The organism is Pseudomonas sp. CVAP#3, from assembly GCF_018986375.1.
In the GTDB taxonomy this organism is placed as follows: Bacteria; Pseudomonadota; Gammaproteobacteria; order Pseudomonadales; family Pseudomonadaceae; genus Aquipseudomonas; species Aquipseudomonas helvetica.
In genome coordinates this window covers 299492-316045 of record NZ_JAHMSC010000005.1, presented here as the reverse complement: position 1 = coordinate 316045, position 16554 = coordinate 299492, and the positions used below count along the sequence as shown (strand labels likewise).

Here is a 16554-nt window from a genome sequence, read left to right as displayed (position 1 = left end):
ACACCTGAAGTCCTGCTTCAAGCCATGCACACACAGTACACCCTGAGTCCTTGTTTGTTGTACCATAATGACCCGCAGCAACCAACAGCACGTACACCGTCAAGTGAAGGCGCACGTGCTTGATCATTGAAAATATCTGCAAAACAAGAAGAAAGCTTCATATTCACTCTTGAGTAATACTGCTTACATCAGACCAATCACCCACCAAGGACTACTACCCCCCCCAATAAACCTCATCATCTCCACCTAACTTAAGTCGAAAGGAGTTGCTTAGATTAGTAAGCGTACTCTGACAACTCAAAACCAAGTCATAAAGAGTCGGTTTAACATACACCTCGGCGAATACTATAGGGCATCACCCTACTATCGCTCCAAACCCGTTCAGCCAAGAGACAGCAAATACTGCTTTCTGAAAAATTTCGATTAGGTTACTTCATGAACAGATCCATGCTTTAACTCGAAAACCCTATTACAAAATTTCTTAATTAAGTCTTCAGAATGAGAAGCAAAAACGAAAATCTTGGCTGATGATATAATACTTTCCATACGAGCCCTTGCCTTCTCTTGAAAACCCTTATCCCCAGTACCAAACATCTCGTCAACCAATAAAATTTCTGGTTGATTCGATGTGCTGACTGCAAACATCAAGCGCATCAACATACCTGATGAGTATGTCCGAACCGGAGCTTCAAGAAAGTTACCAAGTTCGGTAAAGTCCTCTATTGACGGAATAAGATTTTGCACTTGAGACTTAGTCATGCCGAGCAATAAACCCAAGCGGTAAATATTCTCATAGCCAGAAAGCTCAGAGTCGAGGCCGGCTCCCAACTCGATGATAGTTGAAATTTTCCCTGACGTAGTAACAGATCCGGAAACCGGGGTGTAAAGACCGGCCATTGTTCTTAGCAAAGTGGTTTTGCCAGCTCCATTATGACCAATCAATCCGACTGAATCCCCATCAAACAGCTCAAAATTCACTTTATCTAGTGCCGTGATGGTCAAAACTTCGCCTGGGTCCTTCGACAAAAAACCACCAGTCCCAACATTGACCAATGCTTTTTTTAAGGACTTAGCCCCCGCATTATATATCGGGTACTTTACAGTTACGTTATCAAAAAGCAGATGAGCCATAACTAAATCCAGAATGAAATATTTTTGCGACACTTTCCAAACTGATACACAGTAAATACAGTACCAATTAACAAAGCCAAAATTGAAACTTGATAGACGAATAGCGGTGGGATATCCCCTGCGATTGGATCTCGAATCAAAGTTATAAAGTAGCTAAAAGGATTCGACCACACTAACTGCTGACCAAAACTAAGTTGACTTGGTCGATAAATAACCGGGCTCAAGAAAAACATCAAAGGCATGACGGCCCCAATTATCTGTTCAAAATCACGAAACCTCGACCCTAGCATGGCTATCAATAGAACGATCCAGCACAAATTACCAACAACAAGAAGCAGCCCAGGGACAATCAAAAGCTGATTAGCGCTCAAAGGCGGTGAGAAATAAAGTAGAACAACAATCACCACAACGGCATTGTGTCCAAAATTTATTAACTGCCGCATAATCAGTTGCATCGGAAAAATAAAATATGGGATCTTTATGTTTCTGATAAAGTGAGCATTCCTGGAAAAAACAGATGGCGCCTCTAAAATACAGCCTGAAATAAATTGCCAGACGACCAGCCCAATTGTCAGCGATGGTACTAACTTAATGGGATCATCTTTAAGTAACATACTCCAAAGAAAACCAAGACCAGCAACACTCACAGCAGTGCTGAGCACCATCCAGAACGGACCGAGAACACTGCGACGATATCTGGCCTTGGTATCTCCCCAAGCAAAAAAGAACGCCAAACTGAGTCTTTGCAAGCCTTGGAAGATGTCATTGACACCTTCCAGGAAAGCCTTCTGCTTTAACTCAAAAAAAGCGGGAGACCGTTCATCCTTCAAGCCACTACCCCTTTTGTGTAAACTCCAGCTTGGGATTTCAAGCTATAGACAGACTCGTTGCAAAACGGCCCATTCTGTTTTTCAGTACGTAGAAACATTTCAGTCTTTAGAGACATCTCAAGAGTATTGCCGATATCGAAACGTTTGACATTACTGTAGTTAACCAGCTTGAAAAGCTCATCAAAAGCGAAAGAAGTCGAACAGAGCACTCTAGGGCACAAATCTAAACAAATTGACGCAATTCCAGAGCCATCTTGACCATTTTCATAATACGGCAGCCAAGCGATATCGACACTACTTACAACATCCAGGAAGTCTTTATCGTTCAACTCACCCATAAAGAAAACACGACCTTTCAAGGACTTGCTTTTCTTAACAAGACCAATCAGAAGATCTAAGTAGTCGTCTGTTTTCCCATTAGCCTTAAGCGTCTGTGGATGCTGACGACCAAAGATTAGCAGCTTATAGTTCTTTGGTAATTGCTCAAGGGCTTTCAATGCATCCACATGGCCTTTATAAGCGCTTATATAACCAAACATGCCGATCAAACGATCACTCTCAGCAAAATCTGCCTGATATACGATTCGATCAAAAGTATTGGTATCCCTCACATAATCCACTGGCACCATCTTCAGCGGGTGAACGACTACATTATCATAGGAAAAAAAATCCTTGATTTGCTTTTCAGATCTGGTGGTATGCACGATTAAGCGGGCACGGCACTTGATTGCGGCCTTGAGTATGTTCCTATTAATATTCAAATGCACTTGTGAATATTTATCACCAATAAGATCACGCAACCCACCTTTGATATCCAATCGCAACAACTTTTTAATTGCACTGCGCGATCCAGACTGGGCAGATCCGATCAAACGCGGCGAATGCAAGGTTACACTTGTCTCGGGGTTAGCCGATACAAGCTTTCGAAACCTACCAATAATATCCTTCGGCAAAGTCCCATACAACCCCGCTTCCATTTGAATATTTACCAGGTCATAACTCTTAAGCCGATCACATATATCTTTAATATGCTCGTCAGCCTTGGCTCTGACCCTTCCATTGATAGATTGCAGCAACTTCAAATCAAGCTCAACCACTTCGACTTGTATATCCGAGTGATAGGACTCGATACTGTCATGCACTACTTTTGTAAAAGCAGCGTTGCCACAACTTTCAGAATAACTGGAAACTATAGCCATTTTTCTGCTGTTCACGCCCGAACCTCTATCACGTTATCTGAATACCATTTGTATAAGCGCTTTATGCCGCACTCCAAACTTATAGATTGAGCGAAGCCTAAGTCCATTAGCAGTTTATTATCAACGACTCTAGATTGGATACCGACGGGCTTGTCTGCTTGAAATCTGACATCCGCAACACCTGCTTCCTGAGCTATCAACTCAGTTAATTCGCGAATAGTAGCGGCCTTACCACTTGAAATATTAATCATTGATGCTGAGCTTTCAGACAGCATGCACAACACAACTGCTTCAGCAGCGTCGTCAAAGTGCAAGAAGTCGCGCTGAGCCGAGCCATCCCCCCAAACATAGAATGGCTCACCAGCCTCACTGGCACGATGAGCCTTCATAATCAAAGAAGGAATTACATGACCGCTATTCTCGTTAAAGCGGTCATTCTCGCCATACAAATTCGTAAATACTCCGTATGTGAAATTTACACCTTTTGTTTCAGACAGGATGCGTAAATAGCCATAGGCATGCCTCTTAGACATTGCATAGCCAAACTCTCCTCCGTGAGGAAGCCCACGGAAAAAATCAGACTCTTGCAAGGGCACTTGAACATACGGATACGCATACCCAGCAACAGTGCCAGCAAAGAAAACATATTCAACCGGATACTCATTTATGGCGGAAAACAGATTTGAGTTAATCTGTGTATTTTCCACCAAAGAGCGCATCTGGTTTTCAAGATTCCCAAGAAGGCCAAAAACTACAGATGCGAGATGAAGTACGACCTGTGGTTTATGTTCAGAAAAATAGTTAAGGACTGCCTTGGAATCAAGCAGGTCTAAGACCTGCCTTGAAGGAGCCGAAATATTTTTATAGCCTTTTTTCTGAAGCAAGGCGACGAGAGCTTTCCCTAGCCCGCCACCCGCTCCCGTAATCAGGATAGAGGAATCCAGTGAAATATTACTCATGATGATTAAAGTATTTAAAGCCGTGTTGTTTTACAAGCTCGTCTCTCTGAGCCTCTTTCAAGTCCGACTGCATCATCTCCTTAACAAGCTCACTAAAGGACGTTGTTGGAACCCAACCAAGTTTTTCTTTAGCTTTGGCAGGATCGCCAAGCAGCGTTTCAACTTCTGCAGGACGGAAATATACAGGGTCAACCGCCACGATGCATTTACCAGTGGCTACATCGTAACCTTTCTCTTCTACACCTTTACCTTCCCAGCGAATTTTAATATCAATTTCGGCAGCAGCAACCTCTACAAACTCTCGAACCGAATGCTGCTCACCCGTGGCAATAACAAAGTCGTCTGCTGACGCTTGCTGCAACATAAGCCACTGCATTTCTACATAATCACGAGCATGGCCCCAGTCCCGCAACGCATCCATATTCCCAAGGTACAGACACTCTTGTAGACCTAGTTTAATCCGAGCTAGAGCACGTGTAATTTTTCTGGTAACAAATGTTTCACCACGAATAGGAGACTCGTGATTAAACAAAATCCCGTTGCAAGCATACATGCCATATGACTCTCGGTAGTTTACCGTAATCCAGTAGGCATACATCTTCGCGGCAGCATATGGTGACCGAGGATAGAAAGGTGTCGTCTCCTTTTGTGGAACCTCTTGCACCAAACCATAAAGCTCTGACGTTGAGGCTTGATAAAACCGTGTAGTTTTTTCAAGACCTGCAATTCTGATTGCTTCCAAAAGACGTAGAGTCCCCATGGCATCAGTGTCAGCAGTATACTCAGGAGATTCAAATGAAACCCCAACATGGCTTTGAGCACCCAAATTATAGATTTCATCGGGCTTGACCTCTTGGACGATTCGAATCAAGCTCGAAGAATCCGTCAGATCACCGTAGTGCAACGTCAAATCGAAACCTTGACTGTGCGGATCATGATAAAGATGATCAATGCGATGAGTATTAAACATAGAGGCCCGACGGCGAATACCATGAACCTCATAGCCTTTAGCCAGCAGGAACTCTGCCAGATAAGCACCGTCTTGACCTGTAATGCCGGTGATTAGCGCTTTTTTCTTTGTCAAAACATAATCCTCAATCAATTTTTCGATTTAATACTGAGCTCAAGCCAGAAGGTCAAACCCAATCCTACAGATGACTATCATACCAAATTTTAGAAAAGTCCAAACAGATCGAACCTGCTTCCCTCACGCCTCACAACCAGAACAAAACCATTGAAAATTCACACCATATGGATATGTGGTAAATGAGACAAAACTTAATCCCTCCTTCAACATTCGCCGAGATTACTGCGAACTACCATTATCTCGCATCAAGGCTAAAAATACGATAATCCAAATACCGCCCTGCCAAGAACAGAATTTAGTCCTCGGCAAACTCAGCACTTAATCTGGATTAACGACTCAATCTCCGCTAAACGCATACTCATCAACTCGCGGTTACCACGCGATTCAACATTCAATCGTAACAAAGGTTCAGTATTCGAACCGCGCAGACTGAAGCGCCAATCCGAAAAAGCAACGCTGATACCATCTGTCATATCCAGTTGAGGACTCCCCGGCGAGTAGTAGGCCAACACCTTTTCGAGAGTTGCCGACACATCACTGACTCGATAGTTGATTTCACCCGTACACGGATATGCGTCAATGCGCTCACCAACTAATTGAGCCAAAGTCTTTCCTGTCGTAGACATTAATGCGGAGACCAGCAACCAGGGAATCATACCACTATCACAATACGCAAAGTCGCGGAAGTAGTGGTGAGCGCTCATCTCACCGCCATAAATTGCATCTTCGAGACGCATGCGTTCTTTGATAAACGCATGGCCGGTCTTACACAAAACAGGGACGCCCCCTGCCTGTTCTACCTGATCAATGGTATTCCAAGTCAATCGCGGGTCATGGATGATCTTGCTACCTGGATGCTCCTTCAGCAGCATTTTCGCCAAGAGACCTACAAGATAATAGCCTTCGATGAAACGGCCTTCTTCGTCGAAGAAGAAACAGCGGTCGAAGTCCCCGTCCCACGCCAACCCAAGGTCACAGCCATTCGCCAGCAACGCTTGCTGGGTCAAGCTACGGTTCTCTGGCAACAGAGGATTGGGTACTCCATTGGGGAAATTGCCGTCGGGTTCGGCGTTGATCACTACCCATTCGAATGGCAACTTATGGATCAACTGCTGCAAAACGGGTCCAGCAGCCCCATTCCCCGGATCTGCGAGTATTTTCAGCGGTTTGAGGTCCGAGACATTGATGTAGCTGAGAAGGTGCTCGACATAGTTCGTCTTGTCCAACTCGAAACGAATCTCGCCCAGAGTCGTCGCCAACGCGCCCAGGTCGCCGCTTTCCACCCGGTCGCGTATGGCATTAAGGCCTGTATCGCCGCTGATGGGGCGCGATTCGGATTTGACCAACTTCATCCCGTTGTAACCTTTGGGATTATGACTCGCGGTGATCATCACCCCGCCGTCTGCCTTGAAGGCGCTGGTGGCGAAGTAAACTTCCTCAGTGCCGCATAGACCGATATCTATGACATTTGCACCGGCTTCTCGCAGCCCACGCGTCATAGCCTCTGCCAGCATCGGGCTTTCCAACCGCATATCCCGTCCCAGCACGATGCTCTTGCCTTGCAATTCGACAACCATGGCACGGCCTATCCGGTACGCGACGTCTTCATTCAGATCGGTTGGTACCTGACCACGGATGTCGTAAGCTTTGAAACACTGGGTTTTGATAGGGGTATGCATACCGCTCTCTTGCTAAGGTATCTGAAGGCGGGCAGATGGCTGCCCTGCATTCGCGAAAGATAGAAACGCATCGGTATCAGACCAAGAACAGATAAACCTGATCGGCGAAAAATATTTCGCCGATCAGGCTCATAACGCCCAGGCTTAATTATTTATCGACACGCCCGTAGTTGTCTTCAAAACGCACGATGTCATCCTCCCCCAGATAATCACCGCTCTGCACCTCAATAAGCACCAGGTCGATCACTCCAGGGTTCCTCAAACGATGCTGATGGCCCGCACGAATAAAGGTGGACTCGTTAGTGTTCAACATCAGCTCCTGCTGATCATTAACCACAATCGCCATCCCACTGACGACGATCCAGTGCTCACTTCTGTGGTGGTGCATCTGCAGGGACAGAGAAGCCTTTGGCTTCACCACGATACGCTTGATCTTGAAGCGCTCGCCGTTCTCCAGCGTCGTGTAAGTACCCCACGGGCGATGCACCGTCCGGTGAAGCAAATGTACCGTATGGCTATTGGCCTTGAGCTGGCCAACAATGTGTTTCACATCTTGCGCATGGTCTTTATGCGCGATCATCACGGCATCTGGCGTGTCGATTACCAACAGATCCTCGACGCCAACCAGTGCAGTGAGTCGACCTTCACTGTTTACATAGTTGTTACGGGAACCATGAGATAACACCTCACCTTCAAAACGGTTGCCGTCAGCATCGGGCGCTGTCAGCTCAGCAACAGCATTCCACGAGCCGATATCACTCCAGCCGATATCACAGGGAATGGTCGCAACCTTGGCAGAACGCTCCATCAACGCATAATCGATGGAGATATCCGGCACCTCTGCAAATGCCTCGGCATCGAGGGCCAGGCAACGGTACTTGTCAGACGAAGTAACGCGAGACTGCTCAATGGTCCTGACAACCGCTTCGACTACGTCTGGAGCATGTTCACGCAGCTCTTCGAGGACGGTGCCGACCCGGAAGCAGAACATTCCGGAGTTCCAGTAGTAGTTTCCGGCACTTACGTAGCCTTGAGCGGTTTCAAGATCAGGCTTCTCGACGAAACGCGCAACTTTCAAGCCACCGTTCAGCGGAGCATTCTTTTGCGCCTCGATGTAGCCAAAACCGGTTTCAGGGTAGGTCGGCTGGATGCCAAAAGTGACCAGCCAGCCTTCCGAGGCTAACGCTACGGCATTCGCTACTGCAGCGGCAAAGGCCTTTTCATCCTTGATCAGATGGTCGGCAGCCAGCACCAGCATATGGACGTCGGGGCCATGGGTGGCCTCCAACTGCAGCGCAGCCGCCGCAACAGCCGCAGCCGTATTACGCCCGAAAGGCTCAAGAATGAAACCTTGGGAGTGCTTGGCAGTATTGACAGCACTGTATTCGTCTTCAGTCTTGAACAAAAGCTCACGATTAGTCACCGTAAGCACTTCTACAACACCCTCCAGTTGCGAAGCTCGCAGGAAGGTTTTCTGGATTAGATTCTGGCCACCTGGCAAATCCATGAACGGCTTGGGGTGGGCCTCTCGAGACACAGGCCACAACCGGCTACCCACACCGCCAGACAAAATTACGGGAATCAGTTCCATACTCAACGTCCTTAATCCTCACTCTCTGAAAGGTTAACTACAGAAAACGGAGTTCGTTTATATTCTGGTCGCCTTGCACCTCTTTCAGATGCAAAGTCGAGGGGTTGAATTCTTGCGAAACCATCAAGCAGTTCGCTTGTGCTACGGCCGTCCTGCCGTTAATACCCATTACATACGACCCGAGCTGTAGAAGCTCGCTCGGCCAGAAATGCATTCCCACCCATTCTACAGCCAACAAAGATTTTTACGAACAACTCACAACCCCGAATCTAAAACTCGATCAAAGGCCAATCGGAGACCTGGTCTGGCGCCGGCAAACCCGTCCAAAACCTAACGATAAGGCCCGAAACCACAGATTTTTAGCGAGTGAATCACCTTCGAACATGGCACCCACCAAAGCCTGGTCCTGCACTCCACGGAGCTATCAGATCGACCTCAAAATGCTGGCGGAACGGAACACGCCACATCCGAGAGGCCGGCGTAAACTTCGATCAATCAGCTCATGCGTCCAGCAGCTTTGGCAAATACTGAGCATAAACGACGCTTTTCAGTCGCTCAGCCTGAACATCGAGCTCAACCGGTGTGATCCGACCAAATTATAAGCAATCCCGCCCAGCCAAGCGATCTTCGGCCCCTGGAACCGCTCAACGGTATGGATCCTTATCGATCGGATTCACGGCGACCACGGTCAATGCCTCACCGCACCTACGCGCAAAGTCGACAACATGACAATCATAGCCGCACCCGAAGATTTCACCATCCACGATCAAGTGATAACCACCGCCAAACCCCGGATGTTCGACGCCCAAAAACCGCCATCATTATGATGTCGATCATGAGAGCAACGCCAGTTACGCATACCTATCTGATCAGCAATTACACTCAAAGTTTCCTGATCTTTGCCCAAGCGCAGCATCGTCTTGGCGAAATTATTACCGCGAGCCTCACAAGTCCAACCCGTAGGAAAAATCAGGTATTTGCAGCCGAAGCGGGTTTCGCCTGAATCCATCAAGCCAGATGTTTACGCCTCGCTTTGCCGACGCGCCCGACAAGCCACCCAAGACAAGGGCCAAGCAACATTCCGAGCAGCAGTGCAATGACCGTGACTACCGAGACCGGCAACTGTGGCCCTGCCCACCCCAGGAACAACAATGAGACTGACTGCTGATTCTCCAGCACGAATGCCAAAACTGCCAAAACCAGCAACAACACAAAGACTCCGAGGAGTACGCGTTTGAGATTACGCATGAATCGCTCCCTGAATGACGACTGTCAAAGCCCCTCCTCCTCATCCTCATTCACCCGATCCCGGAGCTCTTTGCCCGGTTTGAAATGAGGAACGAATTTACCGTCGAGGCTGACGGATTGGCCGGTCTTTGGGTTACGGCCGACGCGCGGTGCACGATAGTGTAAAGAGAAGCTGCCAAAGCCACGGATTTCGATTCGATCACCGGTAGCCAGGCACTGGGACATTTGCTCAAGCATGGTCTTGATGGCCAGCTCCACATCCTTGGATGAGAGTAGCCCTTGATGGGTGACAATTCGTTCGATCAACTCCGACTTCGTCATATTTTTCCCTTCTTTTTCAAGCAGCTAGATCAGCGCTTCAAAGGTTTTAGCATGCTCAAAGGGTTTTGAACAGCCTATATATTGACTTATCTGCATTCCCTGACAGACACCGCAAAGCTCGCTTCCCGGAGACCGACACCCCACCCTTCCACACCACAGAGGCAAACCGAACCGTCACCTGCAAACCACCAATATGACGCGAGTGAGGTATCCAGCCGGGTTCCACCCGAATAGATAACCCTCTCCCTCTTCTTTAGCATCACTGGACCTGCCAATGACCTTGTATCCCTCCACCCCACACTCTCTTGCAGCGCGCTTGTAACACTTGTCCCAACCTGATCCGAGCCCCGAACAATCGATCTCGATACCACTCACGCCACGCACCACGTGAGTCTTGGCATTTGTCGTACACCCCACCAAGACCAGGACTGCCAATGCAACAATAAGCTTGTTCATCCCCTTCCTTATGCCAGGAATCACACCCGACGAATGCTCGGCTCAAGCTAAAGCCTAGCTCCAGATAGGCAATTGACACACCCGAACAACAGACCACCTTATCCCCGCATTGTTTCCCTCAGCACCCCGATAACCTCAAATTTCAGGCACAAAAAAGGGCGACCGAAGTCGCCCTTTTTCTATGGTCGGACAGAACTTAGTTCTGTTTTTCCATTTGTGCACGCAGCAGAGCACCAAGAGTGGTGTCAACTGGAGCATCCGAAGCAGCTGGCTTGTCGCGCAGGCTCTGGATAGCTTCCTTCTCGTCTTCAACGTCTTTCGACTTGATCGAGAGCTGGATTACACGGCTCTTGCGGTCAACGCTGATGATCTTGGCTTCAACTTCTTCGCCTTCTTTCAGAACGTTGCGCGCATCTTCGATGCGGTCACGGCTGATTTCGGAGGCTTTCAGAGTAGCTTCGATATCGGTAGCCAAAGTGATGATGGCGCCTTTAGCGTCAACTTCTTTCACGATGCCTTTAACGATTGCGCCTTTGTCGTTCTCTTGAACGTACTCGGAGAACGGATCGCTTTCCAGTTGCTTGATACCCAGGGAGATACGCTCGCGCTCTGGGTCAACCGACAGGATAACGGTGTCCAGCTCGTCGCCCTTCTTGAAGCGACGTACGGCTTCTTCGCCCACTTCGTTCCAGGAGATGTCGGACAGGTGAACCAGGCCGTCGATGCCGCCGTCCAGACCAATGAAGATACCGAAATCGGTGATCGACTTGATGGTGCCGGAGATTTTATCGCCCTTGTTGAACTGGCCAGAGAAATCTTCCCATGGGTTAGATTTGCACTGCTTGATGCCCAGGGAGATACGACGACGCTCTTCGTCGATGTCCAGAACCATAACTTCCACTTCGTCGCCGACTTGTACGACTTTCGAAGGGTGGATGTTCTTGTTGGTCCAGTCCATTTCGGAAACGTGTACCAGGCCTTCAACGCCTTCTTCCAGCTCAGCGAAGCAGCCGTAGTCGGTCAGGTTGGTTACACGTGCGGTAACGCGAGTGCTTTCTGGGTAACGGGCTTTGATAGCAACCCATGGATCTTCGCCCAGTTGCTTGAGGCCCAGGGAAACACGATTGCGCTCGCGATCGTACTTCAGAACCTTGACATCGATCTCGTCGCCAACGTTGACGATTTCGGAAGGATGCTTGATACGCTTCCAAGCCATGTCGGTAATGTGCAGCAGGCCATCGACGCCACCCAGATCGACGAATGCGCCGTAATCGGTGAGGTTTTTGACGATACCTTTGACTTGTTGACCTTCCTGCAGGGATTCCAGCAGAGCTTCACGCTCAGCGGAGTTCTCGGCTTCGAGGACGCTACGACGGGAAACGACAACGTTGTTGCGTTTCTGGTCGAGTTTGATGACCTTGAATTCCAGCTCTTTGCCTTCCAGGTGCGTGGTGTCGCGCACAGGACGGACGTCAACCAGAGAACCAGGCAGGAACGCACGGATGCCGTTAACGTCGACAGTGAAGCCGCCTTTAACCTTACCGTTGATAACGCCCTTGACCACTTCTTCGGCTGCGAAGGCTGCTTCCAGAACGATCCAGCATTCAGCGCGCTTGGCTTTTTCACGGGACAGCTTGGTTTCACCAAAGCCGTCTTCAACCGAATCCAGCGCAACGTGAACTTCGTCACCGACGTTGATATTCAGTTCGCCAGCGTCGTTGTAGAACTGCTCAAGCGGGATGAGTGCTTCAGACTTCAGGCCAGCGTGAACGGTTACCCAGCGAGCTTGGTAATCGATATCAACGATAACACCGGTGATGATGGAGCCTGCCTGAAGGTTCAGGGTTTTTAGGCTTTCTTCAAAGAGTTCCGCAAAGCTTTCGCTCATTTTAATTCCTGTTGATAAGGGCGAAGAATACGCCCATCTGCCACATCCCAGACGATGTGGGTTACGTTTATATAAAAGAAACGCCGCAAGACTATGACTGGTCCCCTGCAGTGTTTCTTGGTCACCCGGCGATATCGCGAATGGCGATCTCGCTCATGATGCGTTCCAGCACCTGCTCGATGGACAACTCCGTGGAGTCCAGCTGTATGGCGTCGACCGCCGGCTTGAGCGGGGCTACCGCTCGCTGGGTGTCGCGCTCATCGCGCACACGGATCTCATCTAGCAGACTCGACAGACTAACACCCTCGACTTTGCCCTTCAACTGCAAATAACGTCGGCGCGCCCGTTCCTCGGCGCTGGCGGTCAGAAAAATCTTCAGCGGCGCGTCGGGAAATACAACGGTGCCCATGTCGCGGCCATCAGCCACCAACCCCGGCGCCTCCTGAAATGCCCGCTGGCGCTGCAGCAAGGCGTCACGCACGGCAGGCAGCGCCGCCACTTGCGAGGCCCATGCACCAACCTGCTCGTTGCGCAAATCGTCAGTGACATCATCACCTTCAAGGATGATGCGCTGCGGATGACCTTCGGTCGCCCCGATGAACTGCACATCGAGATGAGCGGCCAACAGCTTCAGCGACTCTTCGTTGGTCAGGTCGACACCATGATTGCGCGCAGCGAATGCCAGCAAACGGTACAACGCACCGGAATCCAGCAAGCACCAACCCAGGCGCTTGGCGAGAATCCCGGCGATGGTGCCCTTGCCCGAGCCGCTCGGTCCGTCGATGGTGATTACCGGAGCATGGCTGGTCACGACTGAGCCTCTTGAGCAACACGAATACCGACTTGCGCGCACAACGCGAGGAAGTTCGGGAAGGAGGTCGCAACGTTGGCGCAATCATGGATACGGATCGGTGCATTGGCACGCAACGATGCAACGCTGAACGCCATGGCAATCCGGTGATCGCCGTGACCATGCACCTCGCCGCCGCCAATCTGGCTGCCATCGATGATAATGCCGTCCGGCGTTGGCTCGCACTTGACGCCCAGCGCCAGCAAACCATCCGCCATCACCTGGATACGATCCGATTCCTTGACCCGCAACTCTTCCGCGCCGCGCAAAATAGTCCGGCCTTCGGCACAGGCCGCCGCCACGAACAGTACCGGGAACTCGTCGATGGCCAGCGGAACCAGCGCTTCAGGAATTTCGATACCCTTAAGCTTAGCTGCCCGCACGCGCAAATCAGCCACTGGCTCGCCACCGACTTCACGCTGGTTTTCCAGGGTGATATCGGCGCCCATCAGGCGCAGGATGTCGATCACGCCGGTACGGGTCGGGTTGATCCCCACGTGCTCCAGCACCAACTCCGAACCTTCGGCAATCGACGCCGCGACCAGGAAGAACGCCGACGAAGAGATATCGCCCGGCACTTCAATGTGCGTCGCGGTCAGCTTGTGGCCGGATTCGACCGACGCAGTGGCGCCGCTGACGGTAACCGGGTAGCCGAAGCCACGCAGCATACGCTCGGTATGGTCACGGGTCGGAGCAGGTTCGGTGACGGTGGTCTTGCCCTCGGCGTACAGCCCTGCCAACAGCAGGCAGGATTTAACCTGGGCGCTGGCCATCGGCATGGTGTAGGTCAGGCCCTTGAGCTTGTTACCGCCACGAATGGTCATCGGTGGACGACCTTCTGCCGCCGTCTCGATCACCGCACCCATTTCGCGCAGCGGGTTGGCCACACGATTCATCGGACGCTTGGACAGCGACGCATCGCCCGTCAAGGTGCTGTCGAAGTCCTGCGCAGCCAGCAAGCCGGACAACAGACGCATCGACGTACCCGAGTTGCCCAGATAGATCGGACCAGGAGCCGGCTTCAAGCCATGCAGGCCGACACCATGGATGGTCACGCGACCATGGTGCGGACCTTCGATCACGACACCCATGTCACGGAAGGCCTGCAAGGTCGCCAGGGCATCTTCACCCTCGAGGAAACCTTCGACTTCGGTAACGCCTTCAGCGAGGGAGCCGAGCATGATCGAACGGTGGGAAATTGATTTGTCGCCCGGTACACGAATCCGCCCACTCAGGCGGCCACCAGGATTTGCCAGGAAAATCAGATCGTTGGAGTTCATAGCGTCCACATAGGCCCGGCGGGCCAGGATTTTACTGAAATGCTCGCGGGCAACCCGGGCGCGCGTAAAGACGCCCAACAGTTGGTGCCCGTCCCCTGCATCGACCGCGTCGCGCAAGGCGTCGAGATCGCTGCGAAATGTATCGAGTGTGCGCAGGACAGCTTCGCGATTGGCGAGGAAGATGTCGTGCCACATGACCGGGTCACTGCCGGCGATTCTCGTGAAATCGCGGAAACCGCCGGCAGCGTAACGGAAGATTTCCAGATTTTCACTGCGTTTAGCCAACGAATCGACCAAACCGAATGCCAGCAGGTGCGGCAAATGACTGGTCGCCGCCAACACTTCGTCATGACGCTCGACCTGCATGTGCTCGACATCGGCACCCAATTCACGCCAGAGCCGGTCGACAACTGCCAGTGCAGCCGGATCGGTTTGCTCAAGCGGTGTCAGAATCACTTTGTGTCGACGGAACAACTGAGCATTGGAAGCCTCGACCCCGCTCTGCTCGGAACCGGCAATCGGATGCCCCGGGACGAAGCGCGCCGGCATACCACCGAAGGCTTCGGTCGCTGCGCGCACCACATTGCCTTTGGCACTGCCGACATCGGTCAGAATCGCCGCCCCCAGGTCCATGCCAGCCAGCAGCACCAGCAGTTTCTCCATCGCCAGGATCGGCACCGCCAGCTGAATCACATCGGCACCGCAGCACGCGGTAGCGAGGTCGTCTTCACAACGGTCCACCACGCCCAGCTCAACCGCCAGTTTTCGCGATTGCGGATCGAGGTCAACACCAACCACTTCGCGGCACAACCCACTTTCACGCAGGCCCTTGGCGAACGAACCACCGATCAGCCCGAGACCGACCACCACCAGGCGACCGATCATAGGCACAGCAGGTTGCACGGCGATGACATCAACCACGAGCCAGAACCTTGGCCAGCGCCTCGAGGAAGCGACTGTTTTCAGCCGGCAGACCGATGGTGATGCGCAAGTGATTCGGCATGCCGTAATTGGCCACCGGACGCACGATCACACCTTCATGCAGCAAGCCCTGGAAAACCGGGGCCGCAACGCGCCCCAGATCCACACAGATGAAGTTGCCCTTGGAAGGAATCCAGCTCAGCCCCAACTCACGGAAACCCGCTTCGAGCTGCTGCATGCCGGACTCGTTCAGGCGACGACTTTCAGCCAGGTATTCATCGTCCTGCAACGCAGCACAAGCCGCAGCCAGGGCCAGGCTATTGACGTTGAATGGCTGACGCACACGGTTCAATACATCGGCGACCACTGCGGTCGACAAGCCATAACCCACACGCAGCGCGGCCAAACCGTAGGCCTTGGAAAAGGTCCGGGAAACCAGCAGGTTCGGGTACGCCGCGAGGAAATCCAGGCCATCAGGCAGGTCGCTACCTTCGGCGTACTCAATGTACGCCTCATCCAGCACCACCAGCACACGCTCAGGCACGTCCTGCAGAAACTCGTCCAGCGCCTCGGCGTCGAACCAGGTTCCGGTCGGGTTGTTCGGGTTGGCGATAAATACCACGCGGGTGTTGCTGTCGATGGCTTCGAGCATGGCCGACAGGTCATGACCCCAGTCCTTCGCTGGAATCACTCGCGCCTCGGCACCCACAGCCTGAGTGACGATCGGGTAGACCGCAAACGCATGCTCACTGAACACTGCGTTGAGACCTGGCGCCAGATAGGCACGCGCGACTAGCTCAAGAATGTCGTTGGAGCCGTTGCCCAACGTCACTTGATCGAGCTCGACCCGGCACTGCTCAGCCAGCAGGGTTTTCAGCGCAAAACCGTTGCCGTCTGGATAGCGAGTCAGCTCAGCCAGCTCTTCGCGAATCGCCGCCAGAGCCTTGGGACTGGCACCCAGCGGGTTTTCGTTGCTCGCCAGCTTGACGATTTTTGCCGGATCGATGTCCAGCTCGCGGGCCAGTTCGTCCACGGGCTTGCCCGGAACGTAAGGCGAAAGTTGTTGCACGCCCGGCTGTGCCAGAGCGAGGAAGTCGCCACTCATTATCAACGC

Annotated in this window: 15 protein-coding genes; all 15 read right to left on the bottom strand. The window is 51.6% G+C overall.

Annotated features, from left to right (window positions below; all coding sequences use genetic code 11):
• Window positions 1-423: 423 nt before the first annotated feature.
• The gene (locus tag KRR23_RS12035; RefSeq protein ID WP_216742664.1) at window positions 424-1131 is read right to left on the bottom strand and encodes an ABC transporter ATP-binding protein; all 708 of its coding nucleotides are present in this window, start codon (window positions 1129-1131) and stop codon (window positions 424-426) included.
• A gap of 2 nt (window positions 1132-1133) precedes the next feature.
• On the bottom strand, window positions 1134-1961 hold the full coding sequence (locus KRR23_RS12030) for an ABC transporter permease (protein WP_216742663.1): 828 nt from the start codon (window positions 1959-1961) through the stop codon (window positions 1134-1136).
• A complete protein-coding gene (locus KRR23_RS29395) occupies window positions 1958-3175 on the bottom strand; it encodes a glycosyltransferase (RefSeq protein WP_216742662.1) in 1218 nt (405 codons plus the stop codon). The genes KRR23_RS12030 and KRR23_RS29395 overlap by 4 nt, the downstream gene beginning before the upstream one ends.
• On the bottom strand, window positions 3172-4119 hold the full coding sequence (locus KRR23_RS12020; protein ID WP_216742661.1) for an NAD-dependent epimerase/dehydratase family protein: 948 nt from the start codon (window positions 4117-4119) through the stop codon (window positions 3172-3174). The genes KRR23_RS29395 and KRR23_RS12020 overlap by 4 nt, the downstream gene beginning before the upstream one ends.
• Window positions 4112-5203, bottom strand: a complete 1092-nt coding sequence (gene gmd, locus KRR23_RS12015) for a GDP-mannose 4,6-dehydratase (protein WP_216742660.1) — start codon at window positions 5201-5203, stop codon at window positions 4112-4114. The genes KRR23_RS12020 and gmd overlap by 8 nt, the downstream gene beginning before the upstream one ends.
• A gap of 314 nt (window positions 5204-5517) precedes the next feature.
• Window positions 5518-6885: a phosphomannomutase gene (locus tag KRR23_RS12010; protein ID WP_216742659.1), complete on the bottom strand. Its 1368-nt coding sequence runs from the start codon at window positions 6883-6885 to the stop codon at window positions 5518-5520.
• 148 nt (window positions 6886-7033) lie between these two features.
• Window positions 7034-8476: a mannose-1-phosphate guanylyltransferase/mannose-6-phosphate isomerase gene (locus tag KRR23_RS12005; RefSeq protein WP_216742658.1), complete on the bottom strand. Its 1443-nt coding sequence runs from the start codon at window positions 8474-8476 to the stop codon at window positions 7034-7036.
• Between the two features lie 766 nt (window positions 8477-9242).
• Window positions 9243-9485 (bottom strand): sugar nucleotide-binding protein, encoded by a 243-nt coding sequence (locus tag KRR23_RS29390; protein WP_216742657.1) that lies wholly within the window; start codon window positions 9483-9485, stop codon window positions 9243-9245.
• Window positions 9485-9724 (bottom strand): LapA family protein, encoded by a 240-nt coding sequence (locus KRR23_RS11995; protein ID WP_103315828.1) that lies wholly within the window; start codon window positions 9722-9724, stop codon window positions 9485-9487. The genes KRR23_RS29390 and KRR23_RS11995 overlap by 1 nt, the downstream gene beginning before the upstream one ends.
• A 24-nt stretch (window positions 9725-9748) precedes the next feature.
• Entirely contained in the window at window positions 9749-10045 is a 297-nt protein-coding gene (gene ihfB, locus KRR23_RS11990; protein ID WP_003369729.1) for an integration host factor subunit beta, read from the bottom strand.
• Between the two features lie 174 nt (window positions 10046-10219).
• A complete protein-coding gene (locus KRR23_RS29090) occupies window positions 10220-10501 on the bottom strand; it encodes a hypothetical protein (RefSeq protein WP_253912033.1) in 282 nt (93 codons plus the stop codon).
• Between the two features lie 196 nt (window positions 10502-10697).
• A complete protein-coding gene (gene rpsA / locus KRR23_RS11985; RefSeq protein WP_019692981.1) occupies window positions 10698-12389 on the bottom strand; it encodes a 30S ribosomal protein S1 in 1692 nt (563 codons plus the stop codon).
• 121 nt (window positions 12390-12510) lie between these two features.
• On the bottom strand, window positions 12511-13200 hold the full coding sequence (gene cmk / locus KRR23_RS11980) for a (d)CMP kinase (protein WP_054593462.1): 690 nt from the start codon (window positions 13198-13200) through the stop codon (window positions 12511-12513).
• Entirely contained in the window at window positions 13197-15404 is a 2208-nt protein-coding gene (locus KRR23_RS11975) for a bifunctional prephenate dehydrogenase/3-phosphoshikimate 1-carboxyvinyltransferase (RefSeq protein WP_216742703.1), read from the bottom strand. Before KRR23_RS11975 ends, cmk begins: the two co-directional genes overlap by 4 nt.
• Before the next feature lie 28 nt (window positions 15405-15432).
• Window positions 15433-16545: a histidinol-phosphate transaminase gene (gene hisC, locus KRR23_RS11970; protein WP_123584982.1), complete on the bottom strand. Its 1113-nt coding sequence runs from the start codon at window positions 16543-16545 to the stop codon at window positions 15433-15435.
• Between the last annotated feature and the right edge of the window lie 9 nt (window positions 16546-16554).